We start from the raw sequence: 26,481 nt of genomic DNA on the forward strand, positions 1-26,481 counted from the left end.
ACACCATGACTACGATGCAACACACGATTTCACCGATTGACGGCAGTGTTTATGTCAGTCGCCCGCTGGCCACTCAGGCCGATATTGAAACCAGCCTGAAACAAGCAAGCGATGCCCGCCCCCACTGGGCACAGACGGCACTCAAAGAACGACAGGCTATTTGCAGTAAAGCCATTGACTGGCTTGAGCAGCACAAGCCAGTCATTAGCGATGAAATTTGCTGGCAGATGGGACGCCCGGTTCGTTACGCACAGGGGGAAGTAAATGGTCTGGCAGAGCGTGCCCGCTACATGATTGAAGTCAGTGAAAACGCGCTGGCGCCGCTGACACTTCCGGAAAAAACCGGTTTCACCCGCTATATTACCCGCGAACCGGTTGGCGTTGTTTTTGTGATAGCCCCGTGGAATTACCCGTACCTGACCGCCATTAACAGCATTGTACCGGCACTGCTGGCCGGAAACTGCGTTATCCTGAAGCATTCCGCCCAAACCCCTCTGTGCGCGGAACGTCTGGTCGAGGCGTTTCAGGCGGCCGGACTGCCCGACGGCGTTTTTCAGTACCTGCACTTGAGCCATCAGGACACCCAATCGATCATTCAGTCCAATCGCATCAACCACATCGCCTTTACCGGTTCGGTACAAGGTGGCGCACAGGTTGAGCAGGCTGCGGCAGGCCACTTTATCGGTGTCGGGCTTGAACTGGGCGGCAAAGATCCGGCCTATATCCGGGAAGATGCCGACCTCGATCAGGCGGTCGAAACGACCATTGACGGCGCCTTTTTCAACTCCGGTCAGTCCTGCTGCGGGATAGAACGCATTTATGTCCATCACAGCCAATACGATGAATTCGTCCGGAAGGCGGTTGCACTGGTCAAAAGCTACCAGCTGGGACGTTCAGATGAGCCGGACACCACTCTGGGGCCACTGGTACGCACCAGCGCGGCGGATTTCGTACGCAGCCAGATTCAGGACGCGGTCGCGCAGGGTGCCATTGCCCACATTGACGAAGCCCTGTTCCCGGCCAGTCAAACGGGCACTCCTTATCTGGCGCCGCAACTGCTCACGCAGGTTGACCATTCAATGCGGGTGATGAATGAGGAGTCATTCGGTCCGGTGGTCGGAGTCATGAAAGTCAACAGCGACGAGGAAGCTATCGCGCTGATGAATGATAGCCAGTTCGGCCTGACCGCCAGCATTTTCACCCGCGATATTCCTACCGGTATTGCCCTTGGCGAGCAACTGGACACCGGCACATTTTTTATCAATCGCTGTGATTATCTCGATCCGGCTCTGGCCTGGACCGGCGTCAAGCATTCCGGCCGCGGCTGTACGCTGTCTGAACTGGGTTTTGACGCGCTGACGCGACCTAAATCCTTCCATATCAAACATGCCTGATAACACCGGCAATTCGCTAACGTTATCACTTTCAGTTACAAGTCGACAGCCGCTTTCCGGACGGAAGGCGGCGACAAGGAGAGCACCATGCAACTACAAGGAAACTGGAACTATCCCACTTCGATTACAGTCGGTGAAGGATGCCTGGCTCAAGTGGGGCAAGCCTGCCAGCAGGCTGGCATTACTAAAGCACTGCTTGTGACCGACCCCGGCCTGGCCGACCTTCCGATGGTCGCCGCCACACTCGATTACTGCCGCCAAGCGGGGATCGAGTGTGATATTTTCAGCCGTATTCAGGGGAACCCGACCGGCGAGAATGTCGAAGATGGTCTGCAAGTGTATCGGCTGGGGCGGTTTAATGGTGTGATTGCCTTTGGCGGCGGTTCCAGCCTGGATGCTGCAAAAGCCATTGCCCTTATGGCAGGCCAGACGCTGCCGCTCTGGGCGTTTGAAGATATTGGTGATAACTGGCTTCAGGCCGATGCTTCGGCGATTGCGCCCGTGATCGCGATTCCGACTACCGCCGGCACCGGCTCTGAAGTCGGGCGGGCCTCGGTGATTACCGATACCCAACATCACGTCAAAAAAATCATCTTCCACCCGAAAATGCTGCCGGTAAAAGTCCTGTTGGATCCTGCCGTTACTGTCGGCCTGCCGCCGCATATTACCGCAGCAACGGGGATGGACGCCCTTTCACACAATCTGGAAGCCTTTTGCGCCACCAGCTACCACCCGATGGCGGAAGGAATTGCTCTGGAAGGGATCCGCCTGATCAAGCACTACCTGCCTGAAGCCGTTGTAAACGGCGGGAACATTGAAGCACGCACCCAGATGCTGGTTGCCTCCAGCATGGGGGCAACAGCGTTCCAGCGAGGTCTGGGAGGCATGCACGCTATTGCGCACACCCTTGGGGCGCTGTATGACAAACACCACGGCCTGCTCAATGCCATTCTGATGCCTTATGTCCTTCAGGCTAACCGGGTCGCTATTGAAGATAAAATCACAAACCTCGCCCGCTATCTGGATCTGCCTGAACCGGGTTTCGATGCCTTTATGACCTGGATACTGGATTTCCGTCAGGCGATGAATATTCCGCATACTCTGGCAGACATTGATATCACGCTGGAAGATGCCCAGCGGGTCGGTGAAATGGCCGTGGCCGACCCTTCCGCCGGAGGCAACCCCATCGCCTTTTCCGCAGACGTTTACAGCCGGATTTTTACCGATGCGGTCATCGGCCGACTGAGTGAGTCCTAGTTCAAGCCAATAAAAGGAAACGTAATGAAGATCGGAATACTGCAATGCGATGATGTCACTCCTGAGTTACAACAGCTACATGGCAATTATCCGGCAATGTTTGAAGCTTTATTGCATGAACAGGATGATTCACTGGAGTTAATTTTTTACCGTGCGCTCGACGGGGAACTGCCGTCAGACATTGATGAGTGCGATGCGTACATGACGACCGGCAGTCGCCACAGCGTGAATGACCCGTTTCCCTGGATAGCCAATTTGCTCGACTTCGTACGGCGTTTACATGATCAGGAAAAAAAGCTGGTCGGGATCTGCTTTGGTCACCAGCTTATCGCCAAGGCGCTGGGCGGCGATGTAATCCAGGCGCCTCAGGGCTGGGGAGTCGGGGTAGCTACCCACAGCCTGCTGCAGTCGCCAGACTGGCTGGATGAAGAGCAATGCCTTCCTGAAACCCTGTCACTGGTTGTCAGTCATCAGGATCAGGTCGTCGGGTTACCAGAAAACAGTGAAGTGCTGGCAGGCAGTACGTTCTGCCCCAATTACATGATTCAGGTTGGCACCCACTTTTTAGGTGTACAGGGTCATCCGGAATTCAGCAAAGCGTATTCCCGGGATTTGATGCTCTATCGGGAAAACATTTTGCCCAAGCCGGTGTTAGATAATGGATTAACTTCACTGGAAAAACCGGTCGACAGCCAGCAGGTCACCCGTTGGTTACTGGATTTTCTACGCCGTTAACGGAAGACGTTGATTCAGTCTGCAGGCAGACAGTGAATCTAATCCGATCAGGGCAACAGATACGATCATTGTAAAAACACAAAGCCGGTGCGAGTTGCACCGGCTTTTTTTGGCTTGTAGCGCGATTGATTGGCTGTTCATTACTTGCAACTTGTCATGACTTACAACTTTTCATACAGCGCTGCTTGCCTGTTAACTGCCTATTCAGACCAGAGTGGGCATATCAGTGTAGACAGGCCAGCAGCACTTATTTGCTGGAAAATTGAACCAAAACACTCAGGCGAGAAGCGCTTGATTCGCTTTCCCGTGCTGGCGACGGGTGCGGCGCCAGCCAATAAAGCCCAGACCCGATGCCATCAGCAGCAGACTCGCTGGTTCTGGGACAGGATTAGGGTAGCCGCCGTACGAGTAGTCCAGCCCTGCGAGACGGAAGTCAGACAACCCTACCCCGGACAGTACAATATGTTTGACGTAGTCTTCGCCCTCAAAATCCCAGTACTGGTTATCGAAGTTAAACGCATCCGGAGTCAGCTTATCCAGTAACGTATCCAGATGAAGCAGATCCGTATTCACATTCAATTCAAATTCCGGATGTCGGTCATCAATGATAAAGGCCGTTGCCGCTTCAAACAGAAGATTAAGATTATTGATATACAGACCATTCACCGTTGACGGGTGGTTGAAGCTCAATACTAAAAACTCCCAGCCATCGACTTTATCGTTATCATCAAAGACACTCTCTACAATATTTGTCGGAATGGTATCTACCCCAATTCCCCGATTGCCGGAAGAAAGCTGTACTAATGACTGATCGCCCGTGATGAAGGAATGGTTAGCAATGTTCCCCACACCATCAATGAAATAACGGTAGGATGAAAAAGTAATATCACCGACAGTCGCTGACTGTTGCCCATTCAGACTTGCGTAAGAGCCATCCGTGAAATCCAAATACGTAGCCGATGCGTTCATTGAAGTACCGGCAAGTGCAAGAGTGAAAAGACCAGATTTAATATATGAGTTCATGGTGTTGCTCCTTTATTGGTATTTATATTGTTTTTGCGTTTTGGTAAGTCTTAAAAGCATTATGCGTACCAATATGCAACCCACTGAAATCATTATGTATTAATTTTCAGGCAGTGTAGTATGTAAACTTTACATACAATACGATCTCTCTTTTCTTTCCTTTTTAAATCCATGAGTTATGTAAGGTCTCCGTCCTGAAACGCTTGTCTCATGCGGAAGAAACGGTGCCAGCAGCAAGACCAAACGTCAATTTATCCAGACAGTGATGCTGTAAAACATTCCGACACCACAGGAAACCTCTGCCGTAAAAGAGTTTCTCGTCAGAGCTTCACCTAAACAAATAATGACATTTCCTCTACACATAGCTATTCCACGCACACAGTTAGCCCATGCACACAGCTATCCCAGCCACAGGCCTGGCAATCAGAGGAGATAAAAATCAAATAAAAACTTAGTGTCGGAGAAAGGCGCTAACAATAAATGAATAATTAAAACAGGCCATTATAAATCAGTTTTAATCCTGAAAAGAACAGGAAGAAATAACACGTTTTATACAGCACTTCCTGATTAATTTTATCCAGTAACATCACGCCAAGTTTGACGCCTAATAATGCAAAAGGCACTAATACTAGCGACGACATAATATTCTGCATATTAATTAACCCAAGGCTGACATAGGCCGTAAGCTTAAAGTAGTTAAGGATTGCAAAAAACCAGACAATGGTGCCTATCAGTTTCTTTTTGTCTAATGTCTGTGGTAACAGATAAATACTGACCGGGCCACCACCAGCATGGATTGCTGTACTAGAAAAGCCGCCGACTGAACTCCAGAGAAAAGCGGATACGGTACCACCCGGTTTACTCTGTTCCTTTTTAAAGACATACAACAAAACAAATACAATAGAAATGGCACCAACCAGAAGCTGTAGCCCCGCACTGGATAAACTGGAGAGCAAAAGTGCCGCCATAAAGACACCAGCGATACCCCCAACCAACATCTTTCTCAGATGTGGCCAGCTGGCATTGTGAAAATGATAGCGAATCGCAGAAGCATCCATCACCATCAGAATTGGCAGTAATATCGCTGCGGCTAAGCTGGTTGATATCGTCAGTGCCATCATAGGCACCACGATATCTCCTAACGCGCCACCTAATCCCCCTTTACCAATGCCGTACAATATGACGGCAGGTATTGAGATCAGATAAAAAAGCGGATCATCAATCAACATCGGAACTTATCCTTTTCGAGAATATAGATTCAAAATCCACGTTTTCGGCATCAAACTCTTTAAGATCAAGATTGCTGTTAAGAGACTCAAGATGAAGCCGCATTGACTCTCTCGCGCCCTGATGATCCTTTTTTCTTAAAAGGTTTAAAATATCGGTGTGCTCTTTACAATGGCAGCTGCCTTCACGCTTGATACTGTACATGTTAAATACCAGCGAGGAACGCCCCAGCATTTCTTGTAAAGATTTCACCAAAAACTGATTCCCGCAGACTTTGGCTAATTTAAGGTGGAAATTTAACGAGCAATCCAGTGACTTCGCATATTCATCATTATCAATTGCTGCCTGTTCATCAGCGATGTACTTCTCAAGCTCTGCAATATCTTCCGCCGTTATTTTCTGTGCCGCCTGGCTGGTTGATTCTTGCTCAAGAATAAATCGCATATCCATTATGTCGCGCGCTTCATCACGGGTTGGCGAAGCAACCACGGCCCCCTTATTGGGCTGTATTTCAACGAGCCCGACCAGAGACAACTCACGTAGCACATCACGAACCGTTGCACGGCTGGTTGATAAAGCCTGAGCCAGACGGGTTTCTACCATTCGAGTTGATGGAGGCAGTTTTAAAGTAACAATGGCGGTATAAATGTCAGAATATACACGTTGCTTTTCGTCTGTCTGGCGCACGTTAACTCCTCGCATGGTAATGTCCATGATTGCTTTTATTGGCGGCGATGAACGGGCAGTGAAGGAGGAAAAATTTCATCCAATGACTTAGAGCCAAATGCCCGTTCCGGGTAGGTCGATTTAAAGTAATCAAACTGATGCTGAGCTTGCTGGTGCAGTAAGGCCATGTCCCATTCCTGATGGGTTAATTTGCCATCCCACACTCGGCGCACACCGTTGACTATGACTCCCTTAATATCTCGCCCATTCCCGTTGATCACCATGGTTGTGATTGGGTCAAAATTTTGACCAGTATATATGTTATTGAAGTCAAAGATAATCATGTCGGCGGCACTCCCTTCACAGAGCCGTCCCAGATCATCCCGCCCCAGCGCCTTCGCTCCGCCCAAGGTGGCCATATTGTAATAATCGAGGGCCGAAGCCTCAGTAATGTTGCTCTCATTAACCCGGCTGAGAATACAGCCAATGTGCATGTTCTGGATCATATCGACCGGGAAAGTGTCCGTTCCGAGCGATAAATTAATGCCGTGTTGCTTAAAGCGGGAAACACCTGAAAAGTATTTACCATGACGCCCTGCAACCAGCGGACAAATCACTGCACTGGCACCACTTTCACCAATCAGCGCCAGCTCATCATTGACCCTTGCGTCTGTCGGTGTCAGCCCCCCCAGAAATTGCAGGTGAGGCAATAAAAGATGCCTGCTGAGCAAGCCCGCTTCTGCCATATATTCAATGGATGATTTCCCCTGATGGAGACGATCAATCATTTTCAGTTCGAACTCGCCCTGACAGCTATGTAACCGCACCGGGCACTGTAAATCTCGCATGGCACGGGCCGTTTCCTGCAAAAGCGCAGGCGTACAGCCTTCAATTCTATCCGGCGCTAACACCCCCTCAATTGTCTCCGGGTAATCGGCACGCAGACGCTCGATATAGTGAATTGCCTGACGCAGGCCGGAGAGCCCCTTCGCTTCGTCAAACACCATGCTGACGCTTTCGTCCGGGTTGACCACCCCATAACCGGACATATACGCTGGGCCGAGAAAGGCACGGATGCCGGCCTCAACGGCAATATCCGCCGTACGCACAAACTCGTCATACGTCTCTGCCCATTCCCGGTACAAAATCGAAGTGATCGGCATTACGGTCGTAATGCCGTTGAGCAGCAACATGTTGAACGCGTACCGCTTATTAAAATCCAGCTGCGCATTACTGTAGGTTTCGCGCCGCTGCCAGGCAGACGAAGGCAAACGTCCCTTCTTCCAGCCGGGTTGGTGGTCAAAAGCCAGCACCGTGGAGTCAAGGTCGACAATGGCATCCAGATCGATAAACCCGGGGCCAATCAAGACATTGCCCAAATCGATAGAGTCATCCACGACGCCCGGATAGTCATGACCCACGAACAGAACTTTGCCGCCCTGCTCATAGACAATCTGAGCATCTTCGTAGAGACAATGGGCACCGTTCTGATAACCGACAATCCATTTCGCACTCAGCCGGGTGATCATAGTGCCCCTCCTACCCACTCGCCATTATTGACAACACAGCGTCCTTTTCTGAAGACGGTTCGCTGTGCTGGCTGGGAAACAATTGCTTCGACAAAGTTCTGACCTTTAACCAAGACAAAATCGGCATCAGCCCCTGGGCGCAGACCGTAATTTTCCAGACCCATTAATTGAGCACCACCCTCAGTGATGGCGTACAATGCCTGCTCCAGCTCCTTATCTTTTCGCCAGCGGTATTTCAGCCCCAGAAACATTGCCCGTTGTAATAAGTCGGCATTGCCATACGGGCTCCAGGTATCTCGAATGCCATCATTGCCCGCACTGATAATAACCCCATGCTCGCGCAGCAGCTCAAATGGCGGGACTGTTCGATTCGATGGTGCAGTGGTGGCAATACGAATATCGTTTTGCCCCAGCAACGCAGCAAGTTTTCGCTGATAACCGTCATCAACCTCGCCAAGGCAGAAAGCATGGCTGATCGTGACCATGCCCTGCATTCCCGTCGCCTGAACACGTTCTACCACCAGCTCCACAGAAAAGGCACCTAGCTCACCCGCTTCATGAAGGTGTAAGTCGATACCTTTGCCATGCTTCTGGGCTAACTCAAATAAACAATCAATATGGCGAACCGGATCGCGTTCAAAAGAGGAAGGATCAATCCCGCCTACCAAATCGCACCCCATCATCATGGCTTGGTCCATCACATCATAAGTGCCTGGTCGACCTAACATCCCGCTTTGAGGAAAGCACACGGTTTCTATCTCAACTAAACCACGCAGCTTTTTTTTGGTGGCCAGCACGCCTTCTACATGCCGGCACCCCATTTCCGTGTCCACGTCAATGTGGGTGCGGATATGGGTTGTTCCCAAACGCAGGTATTCTTTTGCAATGCGCTCCGACTGTTGCTGCGAGTCAAAGGGCGTTTCTGCTCTGAACCGCCGTTCATTTTCTACAATTGCCTGAAGATCTCGAGGAACATCGTTTTCATACCACTCCATTCCCCACAGCGTTTTATCAATATGTGCATGCCCGTCAATCAAGCCCGGCAGCATAACCAGCCCATCGGCATCCAGCACAGTGTCTGCTTCGACATTGATCAGTGATGCTATCTCAGCAATGCTGCCGTCTTTCACCAGCACATCACTTTTGTGCTTGGCCGTCCCTAGTTGTGCTTGTTTGAGTAGTAAAGTAGCCATCGAGATCCTTCCCTTCTTAATTGTTAACTTTTAATCATCATATTGCCAACAATCCTAGATAGTCAATCAAACAAAACAACAAAATAAAACGCATTGTTAACAATCAGGAAATCCATTGCATCTTAGAAGACATTAAACCAAAGAATACAAAAACAATACAAATCAATTAATTAAATAAAAACCAGATACCCAAAAAGAATCCGACATCTCTTATTGATATAAAAAATCATTATTTATTGTTGATTGTTACAGCATCCATTGCTAACAATATTATTACAAGCAAAAAACATTTCGTGTTGAGCTTGCTACAAAACATCCCGCTCAGAGGTAAGGGAACTCTCAGCTAACCAGCGCTATAAGGATATTGCGATGAAAAAAACGATGCTTACTCTTGGCCTTACTGCACTTTTCAGTCAGGCCGCAATGGCAGAAAATTCACTGGTCTGGACCCAGTCCATTGATATCCCGACCCTGGATCCCTACGCATTCGCGTCTACGTCAGCCTTAGCATTTCAAAACCACATCTATGAAGGGCTAGTGCAGTGGGATGACAACTTCAACATTGCCCCGGCACTGGCAACAGCCTGGACACAGGTGGATAACGAGACAATTCGCTTTACCCTGCGCAAGGGCGTCACGTTCCATAACGGCAACCCGTTTAATGCTGATGATGTCGTCGCGTCGATTGAACGCGTCACCCACCCTGATTCCGGGATCCGCGGGAATGCCTCATCTGTCGTCAGCGCCCGAAAACTTAGCGACTACGAAGTGGAAATCAAAACCACGCCTTCATCACCGATTGTGCTCAATGAACTCACCGGCGTGCTCATCATGGACAAAGAGTGGCTGACCGCCAATAACGCACTGATGCCAAGCAGCATGAGCCTCGGCACTGAGAGTTTCGCAACCAACAACGCCAATGGTACCGGGCCGTTCATTCTGGAAAGCCGTCGCCGCGATGCTCAGATGGTGTTGAAAGTGAACGAAAAATGGTGGAACAACGCTCAGAAGCAGCACAACATCGATAAGGTGGTGTTCAAACCCGTCTCTTCGGATGCCACCCGCCTGGCCGGATTAATGTCTGGCGAGTTCGATATCACCACCGATGTCCCTCTACAGGATCTTCCTCGGCTGGAAAAAGATCCGAAGCTGACCGTGAAAATTAAGCCGTCTTTGCGGGTGGATTACCTGAGTTTCAACATGGCAGATTCACTCAATGCAAAAAATGACTTTGACGCAAATCCACTGAAAGACATTCGCGTCAGACAGGCGTTGGTTCAGGCGGTTAATCGCGATGTGATCGTGAAGAAAATCATGCGAGATATGACAGAAGTCGCCAACACCTATGTCGCCCCCGGGATTGCCGGCTACGATGCCTCTTCTCAGCTTGAATTACCCTACGATCCGAACAAAGCGAAGCAACTATTAAAAGAAGCGGGATACCAGGATGGCTTCAATATTGCCTTCGATTGTGTTCAGGGGGCGTATATTAATGCTGAGCAATGGTGTCAGGCCGTGCAGCGCTATTGGGCAAAAGTGGGCATCAATGCCAGCCTGAACATGCACCCGCGCAGCACCTACTCCACCATCCGCGACCAGGGTAAAACGGACATTGCCGTGCTGGGATGGGCCAACCTTCCGTTAATTGATGCGTACAGTATCAACCAGCAACTCCTGCATTCAAAAGACAACGGCATCTATGGCGCTTTCAACATTCCGACTTACCGTAACGACGTAGTCGATACCTACATCGAGCAAGCCTCTACCGAGCTGGACAAAGACAAACGTGTAGCCCTGATGGCTGCGGCGCTGAAACAAGCACAAAACGATTTGCCTTATATGCCACTGCATTTTGAACCGGTTGCCTGGGTAACGTCGAAGAAACTGTCCATTACGCAGCAGTCGGACAACGTTGTTCGCCTGTGGAAAGCACAGATCCAATAATCTAGATAGGGTAATTGCTTATGATTGCTTTCCTGATCCAGCGTTTTTTACAGGCCTGCGGACTAATGATGTCCGTGGCACTGATTGCTTTCGTGATGTTCCAGTTTGTGGGCGATCCGGTAGACGGCATGCTGCCGGAAAACGCCACCCAGATTGAAAGGGACGAACTGAGAAACAAGCTGGGGCTAAATGACTCGGTGCTCACTCAGTACACCCGATTTGTCGGAAATATCGCCCAGGGTAACTTCGGGATTTCCTACTACAACCAGAGTGATGTGTTTTCACTGATTGCCGAGCGGCTGCCCGCCACACTGGAACTGGTGTTTGTCGCTGTGGTGATGTCACTGGCTATAGGTATCCCCTTGGGCGTGTGGGTCACTTTCTCGAAAAATCGCGTGATGACTTCGCTGGTGCAAACCTTATCACTGGTGGGTGTTTCATTACCCAGCTTTGTCGTTGGGATCCTGCTAATCATTGTCTTTTCTGTCTGGCTGGGCTGGTTCCCATCACATGGCCGCGGGGAAATTACCGAGATTGGCGGTTGGTCTACCGGACTTCTGACGGTCACCGGCTGGCAATCCATCATCCTGCCGGCAATGTCACTGGCTCTGTTTATGATAACCATGGTGATGCGCCTGCTGAAAAGTGAAATGCAGGAAACCCTCCGCGCCGATTACATCAAATTTGCCAAAGCCCGCGGCATTAAACAACGCAGCATCCGTTACAAGCATGTTCTGAAAAATTCTCTGCTGCCCGTCATTACTGTTGTCGGACTGCAGATTGGCGGTCTCATTGCCTTTGCCGTGGTGACAGAAACCATCTTTCAGTGGCCGGGAATGGGGCTGTTGTTTATCCAGGCGGTCAACTATGTCGACATTCCGGTGATCTCCGCCTATCTGGTTTTTATCTCGCTGATTTTTGTCACGATCAACACCGTTGTCGACATTATTTATCAGTTTGTTGACCCGCGAATGAGAGCGAAGTAAGGGAGCGTTATCATGGAAAAGATTCACTCTGGTACCGCGGCTGCAGAGCAACGCTCACCGCATTGGTTCAGCCGGTTCAAAACACAATGTCACACCTTTATGGACAGTGATTTTGTGTACAGCTTCACCCAATCCAAACTCACGATGTTTGCCGCCGCATTGCTGTTAGTGCTACTGCTGGCCGGGAGCTTTGCGACACAATTGTCACCTTACAATCCGTTTGATACGACAGCGTTTGATCTGCTGGATTCTGAGCTGCCGCCAGCCTGGGAAAGCGAAGGCGATCCGCGCTTCACTCTGGGCACGGATATTCAGGGGCGTGATGTGTTATCCCTGATCCTTTATGGGCTGAGAGTGTCCCTGATTGTGGGTGTGATCAGCGTCTTTTGTTCCATGCTGCTGGGCGTCAGCCTGGGGGTTATCAGTGGTTACGTCGGCGGAAAAACCGATGCCCTCATTATGCGGGTAGCCGATGCCATGCTGAGCTTTCCGACCATTATGTTTGCCCTGCTGGTCAGTGGTGCGGCACGCGGTATTTTTCCTCAGGACATGCATGGCGACATTGCGGTTTATATCATTATTTTCTCCATCACTCTGACGGGCTGGATGCAATACGCCCGTACCGTTCGGGGTTCAACCCTGCTCGAAGGCAACAAAGAGTATGTACAGGCTGCGAAAGTGATGGGCAGCAGCACCGCCCGCATCATGTTTCAGCACATCCTGCCGAATGTGGTCAGCCCGGTTCTGGTTATTGCGACACTGCATCTGGCACTTGCGGTCCTGACCGAAGCCACATTGTCATTTCTTGGGGTTGGTATGCCGCCGAACCAGCCTTCTCTGGGCACATTGATCAATGAGGGCAATCAATATCTCTTCTCCGGCCAATGGTGGGTTGTCGCGTTTCCTTCCCTCACTCTGGTGCTGATTGCCTTGTCCGTAAACTTAGTCGGCGACTGGTTGCGCGATGCACTAAACCCAAAATTGAGGTAAGCGTTATGGAAGACAGACAAACCATTTTATCGATCCGGAATTTAAGTATCGAGTTTGTGCACCGAAAAGGAAATTTGCAGGCCATTCGCGATGTGTCCTTTGATATGTACCAGGGGGAAATTTTAGGGGTAGTCGGCGAGTCCGGTGCCGGTAAATCGCTTACCGGTTCGGCGATTACCGGTCTTCTGGAGCACCCAGGCCGGATTAAATCCGGCTCTATCCATGCCAACGGGCGACGCATTGATAACCTTGATGAAGAAGCCCGCCGTCAGATGCGGGGAAAAGAAATCGCCGCGATTTTTCAGGATCCGCTCACCAGCCTGAATCCGGTGCTGACCATTGGCGAGCAGCTGATAGAAACGATACAGACTCACCTTCCGCTGAGTGAAAACGAAGCCAGAGAAAAAGCCGTCAACCTGATGAAAGAAGTTGGTATTCCTGCTGCCGAGCAGCGGATTGACCAATACCCGCATCAGTTTTCCGGAGGGATGCGTCAACGGATCGTTATTGCCCTTGCCTTATGCGTCGATCCTCAAATCATCATTGCCGATGAGCCGACCACCGCGCTGGATGTTTCGGTTCAGTCGCAAGTACTGCAACTGCTCAAACGTCTGTGTAAGCAACACGGTGCGACTGTCATGCTGGTCACCCATGACATGGGCGTGATCGCGGAAGTGTGCGATCGAGTGGCGGTAATGTATGCCGGAAAACTGGTTGAGTTAGGTTCAGTACGGGATGTGTTAAAACGGCCTCAGCATCCCTACACCATCGGGTTGATGAATTCTATTCCTCGAATTGGTGAGAAAAAACGCTGGCTGGAACAGATTCCCGGCGCAATGCCACGTTTGAATGCCTTACCTGACGGATGCAAGTTCCATCCGCGTTGTACGCATTGTCAGGCTGGATGCCTGTCCAGTGAGCCTGAGTTAAACCTCACTGGCGCGTCGGCTGTTGCCTGCCTGTTTCCACAAAACCAGCATGAGGCCGCATGATATGAGAAATGCTTTGATTGAAGTACAAGATCTGCAAATCAAATTCGATATTTCAGCGCCTCTTCTTACTCGCCTGTTGCAGAAGAAAAAGAAAACATACGTACACGCGGTGCGCGGCATTGATTTCGAAATCAACCCGGGCGAAACCTTCAGTCTGGTGGGTGAGTCCGGCTGTGGTAAATCCACCGTCGCACGGTTATTGTCGGGGTTGTATGAGCCATCCGGCGGCCGGATCCACTTCAAGGGCCATGACATGGCAAAAGTGGACAAACGGACAATGAAGGAGCTGAGAAAAAGCTTTCAAATGATCTTTCAGGACCCGTTCGCCAGCTTGAATCCTCGCTGGAAAGTTGAACGCATTATTGGCGAGCCCTTAGAGCTGTTTGGGCTCTTACCGGACAAGCAGGAACGCAAACAACGGGTTGGCGAACTGCTGCGCCAGGTGGGGCTGAGCGAAAATGACATGACTAAGTTTCCACATGAATTTTCAGGTGGCCAGCGCCAGCGGATCTCCATTGCACGCGCTTTGGCGAGTGAACCAGAGTTTTTGATCTGCGACGAGCCGACTTCCGCTCTCGACGTGTCTGTCCAGGCTCAAGTCCTGAACATCATGAAAGAGTTACAGGAAAAACTGGGGCTGACCTATTTATTCATCAGCCACGACATGTCGGTTGTCTCCCATTTTTCTGACCGTGTTGGGATCATGTATCTGGGACAGCTGGTTGAGGTCGGCAACGTCGACGAGATTTTCGAGCAGCCCAAACATCCGTATACCAAGATGCTGATGGATGCGATCCCGTCGATGGATGAAATCAACAAAGAGCGAACACCTGTCACTGGTGAAGTGCCCAACCCGTTAAATCCGCCGTCAGGGTGCGCATTCCACCCGCGCTGCCCGAATGCCACTGCGCAGTGTTCTCAGGAAGCGCCGGTGCTGGTCAAAAACACCAGCGGGCATGCCGTGTCCTGCTTTAATGTTTAATCTATAGCTGGATATAGCAAAATATAGCGGACGCGTCGTGAAACAATAAAAGCACTGAAGCAAACCACTTCAGTGCTTTTTTCTGCCCTATGACCGCATTCGAACTTTATAGCCATCGCTTTATGGCAGCAATTTTATGGCATCGGCTTTCTGACCGCCGACTAAAGCGTCAAGCTCTGCGGATTCGTGCCGGCAGCGCTTGTCGGGCGGCTGCACCAACCACCCAGTCAAGCAAGACACCCGGCCCTTCTCGGGTGGGATCGATCAACCCTATATCGTTGATATTCACGCCGTCCGCACTTTTCATTTTCACCGGTTGCTGCTTATCCCCGATCCAGTGCGCCCGTTGGCCCAGCTCGGTATGACCAAAACCATGCTCAAACCCCAGCGTTCCCCGGCCAATCCCATCCACTACCATCGCTAACGCTGTCGTGCTGGCTCCCGGTGTTTCAATCACGAAGGTATCTCCGGTCTGAATACCGGCCTGCTCAGCATCTGTCGGATGCAGGTAAACCGGATTAACACCTTTGATTGAATTCAGGCGTGGCGACAGGTTTGACACCGCACTGTGAATGTTCGATTTAAAGTTCGTCAGCCTGAACGGCCATTCAGAGGTCGGGTATTGCGCCTCCATTGGCGTGCCGTCGCTGAGCTTTTGCGGATACCAGGCCGGGCAACCACTATAGAACTCTCCAGTGAGGGTATTACGCGATGTACCGACTTTTTCGTTCCAGATCGCAACCGGATTCTGCCATTTGTGCTTCATGAGTGATTCATTGTAGGCTTGATCGGCATTTTCAAATCGCCCACCGCGTGACAGCACAAAGGCCACTTTTTTCAGCTCCTCCGGTTTGAGCGTGTTCTGCATTGCCGGCAGCAGGCGCTGCAGCCCTGACCAGAGCACATCTTCCGCGCTGACATCCGGCACCCCGCCCTTCACATACGCCAGATTGGCCGCGGAGCGCAAATAAAAATCTTCCGCATTGTGAATGTCATGCCACTCACCCCGTGCATCCACAATCGCCTTGTCACCAAACCCACCCAAAGCCATTTTTTTCGCCACATCAATGATGAAGTTTTCCAGATTGATAGGGCGGCCATCTGGTGTTTTGTCCGTTTTCGCATCAACAATCGGCCAGCGGGCCGTGACGGCTTTGGTCGGTACACCATGCCAAGGCACAGTCATCCCCCAGCTTTCGTAAGTCACCGTATCCGGCACGATGTAATCCGATAATGCAGTGGTTTCATTAATAAACGCATCGACAGAAACAATCAGGCCAAGCTGCTGCGGATCTTTGAGCTTCGCCTCCAGCAAGGTTTTCAAACCGGGCACCCCATAAATCGGGTTCGCCATATGGTTGATCCACGCCTTGGCTCGATACGGATACCCGTCGATAGCCGCCGATAAATGTTCGGTCAGCAACGGCGCTGAGATCGGGTACCAGGGCGCACGCGTGGGATAAGGGGACTCCCCTGCCGCGACCCGACGCTTGTACTCGCTGGTTTTGTGATACGGAAATTTACTGCGGGACAAAAACACCCCTTTAGGCGCGACTTTGCCGTCAAAGCGGGTGAAATCATAACGCGGCCCCGCCGCGGAAGTCGGATAGCCACCGGCTTTGGCCATCGCCCCGCCTTTGCAATTAATGTTACCGATCAGCGCGTTGAGCATGACGATGGTGAAGGCATTGTAAAACCCGTTGGTGTGCATGTTCCCGCCATGAGTATCGACGACGGCCTTCGTGCCATGACTGGTGAACCGTTCTGCCAGCTCGATAATTTGTGCTTTGGGAATGCCACATTGCTCACTATAAAAATCCAGATCGTATTTAAATGCCTCTTCTTTTAAACGCTGCAACGACGACTTCACCCGGACTTCGCCCTTGGTTGTCATGACTGTCTGATCGACAAACAGTGCCGCTTCTCCGTGTTGGGTATGAGCAGACAACGCACCAGAGTGTGCATCAACCACCACAAACGGATCGGCCTCCGAACGAGGCTCGCCGTCAAACGGTAGGCTCAGCGCGGGCGAAATCTTCAGGTCAGGCAACGTAGCCAGATCAGATACGCGCAGGAAATTGCCATGCCGAGGATGAGACTCATCGCTGATCACCAGGTGAGTTGCATTACACCAATGTGCGGTACCGGCCCGCTGCATGGCATTTTCCCCCGGCTGCGCCAGAAACTGATGGTTGTATCGGTTGTTGGCAATGATCCACTGCATCATCCCCAGCACCAGCGCCGAATCCGTGCCGGGTTTGATCGGAATCCAGTGGTTATTGTCCTCGGCCGCCAAACTCGATGATCCGGCAGGCAAGCTTGGCGTGATCACCGTGTATTCGAACTTACCGCTGGTGCGCGCCTGCGTCAGCTGACGTGCCTGCCGTTTGAACGGGTTCCCGGCCTGCGCCGGGGACATGCCAATAAACATCACATATTCCGCATGCTCCAAATCCGGTTTCAGGTGGGAAAACTTGTCGAGATCGTTCATAAACGCCCCTGAACCAGCGCGAAAGGCGTAGCCACAGTACGAGCCATGATGACCAAAATTTCGGGTGCCATAGCTGTTAAACGCAAAACGTTTCAGGATATCGTCACGTCCTTCGTTGCCGGCATTGGTCACCAGCAACTGGTTCGCCTTAGGACCGTATTCCGGGTTATCCGCATCCACTGGCGTGTCGAGGTCGCGAATGGCCCGCAGGCCGTCTACGTGCCCTTCCCCAAATAAATCCCCACCCTCAACAATTTCAGTGATCAACTGCTCGTAGCTGATCGGCACCCATTTTCCCTCGCCCCGTTTCCCGGCACGTTTCAGCGGCTGAGTGATCCGATAAGGACTGTTGCGGATTTCGATCATCCCGTTACCCCGGGCGCAGGCAGTAGAACGGCCTTCCAGCCCGGCTTCTCCTGCCAGTCCGAGATAGGCGTCTTTAACCGGTGTCTCAAACGGAATCTGCTGATGATGCGAAAGCGGGTGATACGGGTTCCCACCAATACGCAAAATCTCATCCGTGTGGTTATCGATCCTGACCCGCAACCCACATAGCGTCCAGCAGCCAAAACACATTGACGGTGCCACTCGCTGGTTAGGGTTCGCGATCAGATTGCCTTCTTTCGTGGTGTGGTATTCCGGCTCCAGTGAGTTACCGTGATGGTCATGATGGGTTTTCTGCCCTGCCGTACCTTCAATCGCCCCTTCCACCATGTGTTTGGCCGTGGTTGCGTAACCGGCAGCAAAAGTGCCTAGCCCACCGACCGCCAGGCCCGATTTCAATAACTGACGACGTTTGTTATCCATAATCACATCCTCTTACTTCTGATCCGGGGAGACGGACACGGGTTGACGTGGCTGAAGCAATTCAGAAGCCAGTAAAGCCAGGGCCAGCCACAGCCCGAACATACCGGCAATCCCCAACAGGCCATTCCCGTCCAGCGGTAAATGGTAGGGATAAGGGCCCACATCGGCTTTTGGGATCGTCTGCACCTGCATCATGGTTACCCAGCGGGTGAACCACCCGGCCAGCAAACACACCACAGCGACCAGCCATAGACGGCTTTTTCCTGGAAAACGACGGGGTTGTCGACACCCTTCCATTACCTGACTTGTTGCCGAGCTTGTTGCTGAAGCACCTGTTCGTAACACACCCAGCGCCAGAATCACACAAGCAAACAATGCGGCAGCCAGCACAATCAGGCTGGTGAGCCAGTGCGGGTCTGAATAGAGCGAAAAGGCGGGATTGTTCGATGCCCAAATAGGCACCAGTAACAACGCCAGCAGGCCACTTAGCATCATTGTCTGGCGGTAAAGACGCAGATCTGTACGGGTCAGTTCATCTCGTCCGGCGGAGGGAAACAGCAGCCAGATAATCAGCGAAAAACCGACCGCCCCCAAAAATGCCGTCACAAACCACAGTACCGGTGACGCCGGTTGGTGCCATAACGGCCGACTGGTCACCACGGCAATTTCAGCGCCGGTATACAAGGCAATAGACACCCCTGACAACACTGTACCGCCAGCACTGAACAGCATGACTGAGCGGGAAGTCTGCCACTGTCCCAAAGCTAACTTGCCACACTGAGCCAGAACCTTATTCGAGTTGCGTTGAAGGGCGATCAAATCCGGTCGCAGATATAGCCAGGTGGTGACAATGGCCAGTCCGGTAAACAGTGGAAGTAGTACCGCTCCCAACGACATCCACGACCAAGGGGTAAAATGGGGGTAGAAATGCCAGGCTCGCCCCGGCTGGTGCAAATCGCCGGTTAACGCAAGGGGACCAACAATCGCCCCGATAGCCATCGTCAGTGCCAGTGCGGCGCGCAGACGGTGACTGGTATGATTCTCAAAGGCCAGTGCAATCAAAAACATGATGGCGGCAGCATACGCCGAGCCGATATAGAAAAAATACTGCACCGCCCACGGCAACCAGGCAATGGCCTGTGGTGGCACCAAGATTTCGGTGATATTCATACCTGATCTCCTTGTGCTTGTTCTTGCGCTGCGTGTTCTTTCGCAGGCGCATTGTCATAAACCCGAGGCTCATAAATCGCCGCCCTGCCATGGATGTGACTGGTAAAGCGCTCATTCATCCCGAGATAGAACACATGCGGCTTGGTGTTTTCTTCTGGCTTGAGCACCTTAAGATCATCTTTATGGGAAGAAAGCAGGCGGCTGACGGTACTGTTGGGGTCGTTCATATCTCCGATGATCCGTGCACCACCTACACACGTTTCCACACAGGCGGGTAACAGCCCTTTTTCCAGACGATGAGCACAGAACGTGCATTTGTCCGCAGTCAGGGTCTCTTCATTGATAAAACGGGCATCGTAAGGGCAAGCCTGAACACAATACGCACAGGCTACACAGCGCTGGTTATCGACCATCACAATGCCGTCCTCTCGCTGAAACGTGGCCTGCACCGGACACACCGCGACACAAGGGGGATTGTCACAATGGTTGCAAAGACGAGGCAGCATGAACGACTTCACGTTTTGGGTGATGGTAGAGCCATCATCCAGCGTCACCTCATACTGTTTGACTGTGGTCCGGAACTGGCCAATGGGTGCCTGATTTTCAATACTGCACGCCACCGTACAAGCCTGACAGCCGACACATTTACGTAGATCAACCACCATTGCGTAGCGTTTCCCGACCATGCCTTTACGATCGGGCTGGTTGTTATTGCGAATAACAGTGGTGGCCGCCGAGGCCCCAGAGACCGGTATCAGTGCCGCCCCCGCAGTCAGAGCACTGAGAAAGCGTCGTTTGGTGGAATCCATACATCACCTGCCTGAAAATACGTAGAGAGTTCAGGGGTATTGTCGGCCTTCCATCACTGGGCTGATATTGTGGTTTTCCACATACCCGAAGCAAAGTTGATCCAAAACAAATGAGGTTTTCACGGTACTGCTGGTATCCTAACGCTAAGCCCAAAACATCCCGAAAAAGTGGGATGCAATAACAGGTTACCTGTTTAAAAAGCGATTGCAGCTCAAGATCATGGAGTGATGGATGACAGTCTGGAGGGCAAATGGTTTCTCTGCCAAAAGCCCGCATCAACAACCGGCTACGCGCTTTTCAGCCAGGCACATTCTTGCTTCGCTGTCGTTTGTGTCGGTCTTTTTATTCAGTTCTTTCTGTTCGCTTTTAGCCGTTGCGGATACCTCCGATGTTTCTGCCATTAGCTCATCAAAGCCAGAATATGAGTCAACAGCTGAGTTAAAGCGGATAATCGAAGTCGGCGTGCTGGCAATTCGCGGACACCTCTACGCCGAGCAGCGCTGGCAACCAACACTCGACTGGCTGGAATCGCAGATTCCTGACACCCGGTTTGTGCTACGCCCTCTGGATCTGCCGCAAATGGCTGCGGCCGTTGAAAGCCAGCACATCGACCTGGTACTGACCAACCCGGGACAAGCCGTCCGACTGGGCCGACAATATGCCCTGTCGTGGCTGGCGACCTTATCCAGCACGGCACCGGTGAGCCAGAACCACGGTATCGGCTCTACACTGGTGGTACGCAATGACTCCCCCTATCAACGTTGGGAAGACATTGCAGGTCACCCTGTTGCGGCCGTTGCTGAGAATGCTTTTGGCGGGTATCTGACCCTGCGTTACCAAATCACTCTGTCTGGCGGTAATCCGGATGAGTTCTTTGCCGACGTACATTTCCTTGGATTTCCCATTGATGCCAACCTTTACCAGCTTCGTGATCACACGGTCGAGGCCGCAGTGGTACCTGCTTGCCTGCTGGAAAACATGGTAAAAGAAGGGTTACTTGAGCCTGATGCTTTTCGGGTGATCAACAATCGCGCGCCCGATGGCTTCCCCTGCGAGGTTTCAACGGCACTTTACCCCAACTGGTCTTTTGCCAAAACAGAGCGCACTTCTGCCAGTCTGGCAAAACAAGTTTCCCGTGCTCTCTTGGCGATGCCTGCAGACAGCCACGCGGCGATTGCGGCCGGCGCTTCCGGGTGGACGTCCCCCGTCAGCCTGCTGGCTATCGACAAGCTCTATCAAGAGCTGGATATTCACCCACTTCAGCAGCCCTGGTGGCAGGAAGCCCTGCGCTGGCTAAAAGCACATCAGGAATGGGGATGGGGGCTGATCATGTTGATCGTGTTCCTGAACGCCTACCATTTCTGGCTGGAATACCGCTTCAGCCGCAGTCAGAAGTCGCTGGAAGCCGCCCAGCTTCGTCTGAAAGAAAAAAGTGATCTGCTGGAACATGCCCAGCGGGTCGCGATTGTCGGCGAGTTGGGTAGCAGTTTGGCCCACGAGATCAACCAGCCGCTGGCCGCTATTCGCAATTACAGCGAAGGGGGAATGCTGAGGCTGCAAAAACACAAGCCACATGAAGAAATTATTCCGGTGATGGAGAAAATTCAGGAGCAGGTAGATCGCGCCGATGCCATCATTCGCCGCCTGCGTACGTTGATCCAAAAACGCAGCGTCGATAAAACGTCCTGTGATATGGAATCGCTGATCCACGACACGGTTGCCCTGCTGGCATTCCGGTTGAAAAAACAAGGGGTGACCGTGTCACGCACCTGTCAGGGTGCTCCACACGCGCTGCTCATCGATGCGGTAGGCATTCAGCAGGTGCTGGTTAACCTACTCAACAATGCGATGGATGCCTGTGAAGAAGCGACGACAGAAACAATGATGACAAGCGATACCGTCACCTATACAAACATTAACACCAATATTGAACCATATATCGATGCAGTCATTGATAAGAAAAATGACACGAAAAAAGGCACAAATAACGGCGCAGTGCTTTCTGTCATCACTGAGGGCGTCCAATCAGGCGATGCTCTGTATTACAGAGCCCAAATCGAAGTATGCACTAACTATATGCCTACCGCACTACGCATTCAAATCATCGACAACGGCACAGGGTTACGGGCAGGAAGTCAAGAGAACATTAGTCGCGCCTTTAACAGCAGCAAGCCAGACGGACTGGGGCTGGGACTGGCTATTTGTCGTGACATTATTGAAGCACACGGTGGCGAACTGACACTGGCTAACCGCGAGCATCAAGCCCCCTCGACGTTTCAAGCAGAAAGGGCACCTCAAACAGATCAGGCGCCTCAAGGCTGTATCGCCACGATCACCCTACCCTATGACGGAATTGCTATGGCTGCCACCCATTCCACCTCACAAACAAGGAGTGTTTCATGACCACAACATCCTCCGTTTTGCCCGTGTACGTTGTCGATGACGATGAGTCAGTTCGGGATTCGCTGGCTTTCATGCTGGAAGAACACGAGTTCAAGGTCACGACCTTCAAAGACGGTCAGGCATTTCTGGATCGCGTTAACCTCGCTCTGCCAGGCTGCGTGATCCTCGACAGCCGCATGCCTAAGCTCAAAGGCCAGCAGGTCCACCAGCTGCTACGTGAGAAAAACAGCCCTTTGGCGGTGATCTACCTGACCGGTCACGGTGATGTGCCAATGGCCGTAGATGCCATGCAGGCTGGCGCGATTCACTTTTTCCAGAAACCGGTCAAAGGCAGTGAACTGGCACAGGCAATACGGCACGGCTTTAACGTTTCGCAAACCAGTCAGGATATGACCGACGCAAAATCGGCCTATCATTCCCTGACTGAACGCGAAAAAGATATCCTGCGGCTGATCATTGAGGGCAAGCGCAATCAGCGAATTGCCGATGAACTGTGTATTGCGGTCAGAACCGTGGAAGTCCATCGCGCCAGTTTGCTGAAAAAGTTCTCCGCCAAAACCGTCGCCGAGCTGGCTTACCTCTATGGCCAATTAGTGTGAATCTGCACGGTGAGATGGAAACATGAAGAGAGAGTTAGATCGTCACGTGCCGACAACCTTCGGAGTCAATAAACAGCACGTCAAAGATGCCGCCGACAACACAAGCTCTCAGTTGAGGGACATACTCTTTGACGTGTTCTGCTGCCAAGTGCTGGTTTAGGTGCGCTTGATCAAGCCAGCGCTCAATCGTGACAAACTGTTCACCGTCTATATAAGACTCATACTGTAAACAACCGGGTTCATCAGGTGCGTATTCATATTGCAAAATAGCCGCAACACGCCGAATGTCACCCATTTTTTCTTCAATAACTCGCGCTTTTACGATTGCTGTAATCATCTCGCCACCTTAATTAATTTATATAAAAACAACTCATTACGTAGCGACAATAACAACACGGGACACCTGTCATGAAAATCGAAAAAAAGATATAGTCGGTATTCCAGACCGGAATAGGCTGACACAATGAAACCTCAACTCCCCTCCACCTCAGCACTGCAAACTTTTGTCGTTGTGGCACAAAGCCTCAATATTTCGGCGGCGTCTAAAACATTGTTTCTCACGCAAGGAGCCGTCAGCAAACAGATCAAAAATCTGGAAACACAGCTCGATAAACCGTTATTTCACAGGGAGGCGCGTGGGCTTAGGCTTACGGCGGCAGGACATGAACTGTTACCCATCGCACAAGAGGTAATTAAAACGCTCACGGCATTCGTGGAACCTCCATCAACGACCATCAACCACATCAACCTGTGCGCGCCGGGGTGTACTACGTCCTGGGTTCTGTCAAAAATTGGTACGTTTAATACCGAACATGCTGATATCTGCGTGAATCTGACGTCTAGCTATCAACATGACGACAGTAAAAGCTTAGATGACTTTGACGCCAAAATTGTTTTCGGCAAAGCGTTATCATCAGAACTCTATGACTATCAATGTCTATTTGAAGAGTGCCTGATTCCGGTCGTAAGTCCCGTGTATTTAGCCGCCATGTCCAAACCGTCTCCGGCTCCCCGTGTATTCCTGCACGCCCACAGTAAAAAGGATGACTGGGCGCGTTGGCAGAAAAAATATGGTGATGGCATAACCGGCGCAAATACCTACTTCTCGACATTAGAACAAGTCACGCAGGCCGCGTTGAAAGGATTCGGGATTGGGTTATGCGATTGTCGGCTGATACAAGAGGAGCTGGAAAGCCAGCGCTTAGTGATTTATTCACCCGAGACACTTCTCACGGGCAACGAGTATTATCTGATGACGGAGAAAGTCACCTCCCAGCCAGACAAGAATCAAGCAATCCAGCAGCTGTGGAACATTTTAAAGACTCCTTCAGCGAACCAATGACGCTTCATGCCATCACCACAGCCGAAACCCCAACCACAACGACAACCGCATCAATGGCAGGCCATAAAGATGAACGGCTCATCACTGAGCCGTTCGCGGTAATACCAGTTGAAGCCTTATACTGGCCCTCTGGTTTTATACCGGCTCGCCGGCTTCATCCTCAACGACAATATCCGTCTCCAGGCTGGCTTCCGCTAACCAGCGCTGTATCGCCTGACTGTTGAGTACCCTTTGCTGATACGCTTTGGCCTGAGCAGACAACGGAATACCGTACGTTTGCATGCGCAATGCAACAGGGGCATACATCGCATCTGCGATAGACCACTCACCAAACAGCCAACCATCAGGATAGAGCGCCATTTGCTCTGACCAGATCGCATCAATGCGAGCGATGTCATTGAGTGCCTCTTGGCTCAGTTCAACTTTTCGGCTTGCCCGGCAGTTCATCGGTAATTCATTACGCAGACTGAAAAAGCCTGAATGCATTTCTGCTGAAACAGCACGCGCCTTGGCTCTGTCTTTGGGTGAACGTGGCCAGGCTTTGCCCTCCAGGTAGGCTTCATTAACGTATTCCAAAATGGCGAGTGAATCCCATACCACCACCTCAACGTCGATCAAGGCAGGGACTTTAGCGGTTGGCGTAACCTCGGCCAGTGATTGATAAAACCCCTCACTGAACAGTTTGAGCTTCACCACCTCTACGTTTAGATCATTCTGTGCAAAAATAAGCCAGGCACGTAACGACCAGGTTGAGTAATTTTGGTTTCCAATAAAAAGTTGCATCTGAGCTCCCTGCGTGTTGTCTGAGTGTTTGCAGAGTAAGGGATTGTTTTCATAAGCACTAACGGATAGTTTTAATAGCACATATTAATAAAAACGATGGATTGCCGCCTGAATGGACATTGATGCACTAAGAAGCTTTCTTGCTTTTGTTGAAACCGGCAGTTTTACTCGCGCAGCGAAGCAGATTCACCGCACCCAATCTGCATTCAGTGCACAAATGCGAAAACTGGAAGATGAGCTGAGCGTCAGCCTGTTTGTGAAAGAAGGCCGAAACCTCGTCTTAAGCGAAGCGGGTTTGGCGCTACGTACCCATGCCGAGCAGTTAGTCGCATTGCACAATAAAACCCTCAAGCAAGTAAAACGCTACGAGAACAAACGCTCGCTTCGGCTCGGTTGTCCGGAAGACTACAACGATATTATCCTGCCTAAAGTGATTCGTGTGCTTAAGCAAGCCGAACCCACCTGCTCTATTCAGGTTTACAGCCAGCCGAGTGTGACGCTGAGAGAATGGCTCGATGAAGGCAAAATCGACGCCGCGATTCTCACACGAGCACCCGGTAGCGAAGAAGGCCATTGGCTGATGCACGATCAGGGGGTCTGGATTGCAAGCAAAGAGTATGCATTGGATGACTCCCAGCCTGTGCCTCTGGCCTTGTTCCAGACAGACTGTAAGTATCACGCCGCCGCAATCGACGGCTTAACCAAGCGGGGCACGTCCTATTTGTTGCTTGCCTGCTGCAACACCGCATCCGCCCAACGGGCGATTGTCAGGGAAGGACTGGCCATTGGAGCCATGGGCAGGCTCAGCGTCACTGACGATTTGCGCATTCTCGACAACATGCCCCCTCTTCCTGCGGTGGACATTGCGCTGGTATCCGGCGTCTATCCCCATCCTTTGCTGGATAAAGAGTCTCTGGAAAGAATGACTTTAGACTTATCGTCATCTGTTATCTGAAAACAACATCGGAATTTAGCGCATGAAGGCAGTACATAAATGCTATGCTTAAACGCTGTGCATAAAGGCCGGGACAAGTTCAGCATGAAAACGGGTCAGCTAAGCGCAAAATCAATCACCAATAAAAAAGCCCTCACCAAGGTGAGAGCTTCTCTGGATTCGTTAGCCGATTAATCAGTCACAGCTCTGTAATCAGGCTGAGC

22 protein-coding genes are annotated in these 26,481 nt (G+C 51.4%); 12 read left to right on the plus strand and 10 right to left on the minus strand.

Going from position 1 to position 26,481, the window contains the following annotated elements:
- The first annotated feature begins 5 nt into the window (after window positions 1-5).
- The 3 genes from C9I92_RS16755 to C9I92_RS16765 all read left to right on the plus strand — a co-directional run bounded on the left by C9I92_RS16755 (window position 6) and on the right by C9I92_RS16765 (window position 3,386).
- A complete protein-coding gene (locus tag C9I92_RS16755; protein WP_047886121.1) occupies window positions 6-1,394 on the plus strand; it encodes an aldehyde dehydrogenase family protein in 1,389 nt (462 codons plus the stop codon).
- Between the two features lie 87 nt (window positions 1,395-1,481).
- The gene (locus C9I92_RS16760) at window positions 1,482-2,651 is read left to right on the plus strand and encodes an iron-containing alcohol dehydrogenase (protein ID WP_047886122.1); all 1,170 of its coding nucleotides are present in this window, start codon (window positions 1,482-1,484) and stop codon (window positions 2,649-2,651) included.
- A gap of 24 nt (window positions 2,652-2,675) precedes the next feature.
- Window positions 2,676-3,386, plus strand: a complete 711-nt coding sequence (locus C9I92_RS16765; protein WP_047886123.1) for a glutamine amidotransferase-related protein — start codon at window positions 2,676-2,678, stop codon at window positions 3,384-3,386.
- Between the two features lie 276 nt (window positions 3,387-3,662).
- Here the strand turns inward: C9I92_RS16765 and C9I92_RS16770 are convergent, their stop codons facing one another.
- The 5 genes from C9I92_RS16770 to C9I92_RS16790 all read right to left on the minus strand — a co-directional run bounded on the left by C9I92_RS16770 (window position 3,663) and on the right by C9I92_RS16790 (window position 9,024).
- A complete protein-coding gene (locus C9I92_RS16770; RefSeq protein WP_047886124.1) occupies window positions 3,663-4,409 on the minus strand; it encodes a PEP-CTERM sorting domain-containing protein in 747 nt (248 codons plus the stop codon).
- Window positions 4,410-4,897: 488 nt separating this feature from the next.
- A complete protein-coding gene (locus tag C9I92_RS16775; protein ID WP_047886125.1) occupies window positions 4,898-5,638 on the minus strand; it encodes a sulfite exporter TauE/SafE family protein in 741 nt (246 codons plus the stop codon).
- Window positions 5,628-6,323: a GntR family transcriptional regulator gene (locus C9I92_RS16780; RefSeq protein WP_047886126.1), complete on the minus strand. Its 696-nt coding sequence runs from the start codon at window positions 6,321-6,323 to the stop codon at window positions 5,628-5,630. The genes C9I92_RS16775 and C9I92_RS16780 overlap by 11 nt, the downstream gene beginning before the upstream one ends.
- A gap of 35 nt (window positions 6,324-6,358) precedes the next feature.
- Entirely contained in the window at window positions 6,359-7,831 is a 1,473-nt protein-coding gene (locus C9I92_RS16785; protein ID WP_047886127.1) for a chlorohydrolase family protein, read from the minus strand.
- On the minus strand, window positions 7,828-9,024 hold the full coding sequence (locus C9I92_RS16790; protein ID WP_047886128.1) for an amidohydrolase: 1,197 nt from the start codon (window positions 9,022-9,024) through the stop codon (window positions 7,828-7,830). The genes C9I92_RS16785 and C9I92_RS16790 overlap by 4 nt, the downstream gene beginning before the upstream one ends.
- Before the next feature lie 369 nt (window positions 9,025-9,393).
- On the opposite strand from C9I92_RS16790, the gene C9I92_RS16795 reads away from it, so the two are divergent.
- The 5 genes from C9I92_RS16795 to C9I92_RS16815 all read left to right on the plus strand — a co-directional run bounded on the left by C9I92_RS16795 (window position 9,394) and on the right by C9I92_RS16815 (window position 14,918).
- A complete protein-coding gene (locus C9I92_RS16795) occupies window positions 9,394-10,968 on the plus strand; it encodes an ABC transporter substrate-binding protein (RefSeq protein ID WP_047886129.1) in 1,575 nt (524 codons plus the stop codon).
- Between the two features lie 20 nt (window positions 10,969-10,988).
- Window positions 10,989-11,954 (plus strand): ABC transporter permease, encoded by a 966-nt coding sequence (locus C9I92_RS16800; protein ID WP_047886130.1) that lies wholly within the window; start codon window positions 10,989-10,991, stop codon window positions 11,952-11,954.
- Between the two features lie 99 nt (window positions 11,955-12,053).
- Entirely contained in the window at window positions 12,054-12,944 is an 891-nt protein-coding gene (locus C9I92_RS16805; RefSeq protein WP_047886387.1) for an ABC transporter permease, read from the plus strand.
- A 5-nt stretch (window positions 12,945-12,949) separates the two neighbouring features.
- Window positions 12,950-13,936: an ABC transporter ATP-binding protein gene (locus C9I92_RS16810; protein ID WP_047886131.1), complete on the plus strand. Its 987-nt coding sequence runs from the start codon at window positions 12,950-12,952 to the stop codon at window positions 13,934-13,936.
- Window position 13,937: 1 nt separating this feature from the next.
- Window positions 13,938-14,918: an ABC transporter ATP-binding protein gene (locus C9I92_RS16815; protein WP_107193888.1), complete on the plus strand. Its 981-nt coding sequence runs from the start codon at window positions 13,938-13,940 to the stop codon at window positions 14,916-14,918.
- Window positions 14,919-15,087: 169 nt separating this feature from the next.
- On the opposite strand, the gene C9I92_RS16820 is transcribed toward C9I92_RS16815, so the two are convergent.
- The 3 genes from C9I92_RS16820 to dsrO are packed head-to-tail and all read right to left on the minus strand — an operon-like array spanning window position 15,088 to window position 20,195.
- Entirely contained in the window at window positions 15,088-18,216 is a 3,129-nt protein-coding gene (locus C9I92_RS16820) for a tetrathionate reductase subunit A (protein WP_047886133.1), read from the minus strand.
- Between the two features lie 12 nt (window positions 18,217-18,228).
- Complete coding sequence (gene nrfD / locus C9I92_RS16825; protein WP_047886134.1) at window positions 18,229-19,386, minus strand: NrfD/PsrC family molybdoenzyme membrane anchor subunit; 1,158 nt, start codon at window positions 19,384-19,386, stop codon at window positions 18,229-18,231.
- On the minus strand, window positions 19,383-20,195 hold the full coding sequence (gene dsrO, locus C9I92_RS16830; protein ID WP_047886135.1) for a sulfate reduction electron transfer complex DsrMKJOP subunit DsrO: 813 nt from the start codon (window positions 20,193-20,195) through the stop codon (window positions 19,383-19,385). The genes nrfD and dsrO overlap by 4 nt, the downstream gene beginning before the upstream one ends.
- A 232-nt stretch (window positions 20,196-20,427) precedes the next feature.
- Here dsrO and C9I92_RS16835 point away from each other — a divergent pair, with 232 nt between their 5' ends.
- Both C9I92_RS16835 and C9I92_RS16840 read left to right on the plus strand, forming a co-directional pair.
- Entirely contained in the window at window positions 20,428-22,599 is a 2,172-nt protein-coding gene (locus C9I92_RS16835; RefSeq protein ID WP_084712624.1) for a sensor histidine kinase, read from the plus strand.
- Window positions 22,596-23,198: a response regulator transcription factor gene (locus C9I92_RS16840; protein ID WP_047886136.1), complete on the plus strand. Its 603-nt coding sequence runs from the start codon at window positions 22,596-22,598 to the stop codon at window positions 23,196-23,198. Before C9I92_RS16835 ends, C9I92_RS16840 begins: the two co-directional genes overlap by 4 nt.
- A gap of 34 nt (window positions 23,199-23,232) precedes the next feature.
- On the opposite strand, the gene C9I92_RS16845 is transcribed toward C9I92_RS16840, so the two are convergent.
- Window positions 23,233-23,535: a putative quinol monooxygenase gene (locus C9I92_RS16845; protein ID WP_047886137.1), complete on the minus strand. Its 303-nt coding sequence runs from the start codon at window positions 23,533-23,535 to the stop codon at window positions 23,233-23,235.
- Window positions 23,536-23,661: 126 nt separating this feature from the next.
- Between C9I92_RS16845 and C9I92_RS16850 the strand changes: the two genes are divergently transcribed.
- Entirely contained in the window at window positions 23,662-24,540 is an 879-nt protein-coding gene (locus tag C9I92_RS16850) for a LysR family transcriptional regulator (RefSeq protein WP_053061889.1), read from the plus strand.
- A gap of 135 nt (window positions 24,541-24,675) precedes the next feature.
- Here C9I92_RS16850 and C9I92_RS16855 read toward each other — a convergent pair whose 3' ends face one another.
- Window positions 24,676-25,323, minus strand: coding sequence for a glutathione S-transferase family protein (locus C9I92_RS16855; RefSeq protein ID WP_047886138.1), 648 nt, complete (start codon window positions 25,321-25,323; stop codon window positions 24,676-24,678).
- Between the two features lie 112 nt (window positions 25,324-25,435).
- On the opposite strand from C9I92_RS16855, the gene C9I92_RS16860 reads away from it, so the two are divergent.
- Window positions 25,436-26,278 (plus strand): LysR family transcriptional regulator, encoded by an 843-nt coding sequence (locus C9I92_RS16860; protein WP_047886139.1) that lies wholly within the window; start codon window positions 25,436-25,438, stop codon window positions 26,276-26,278.
- The last annotated feature ends 203 nt before the right edge of the window (window positions 26,279-26,481 follow it).

It is taken from the genome of Photobacterium ganghwense, from assembly GCF_003025595.1.
Lineage (GTDB): Bacteria > Pseudomonadota > Gammaproteobacteria > Enterobacterales > Vibrionaceae > Photobacterium > Photobacterium ganghwense.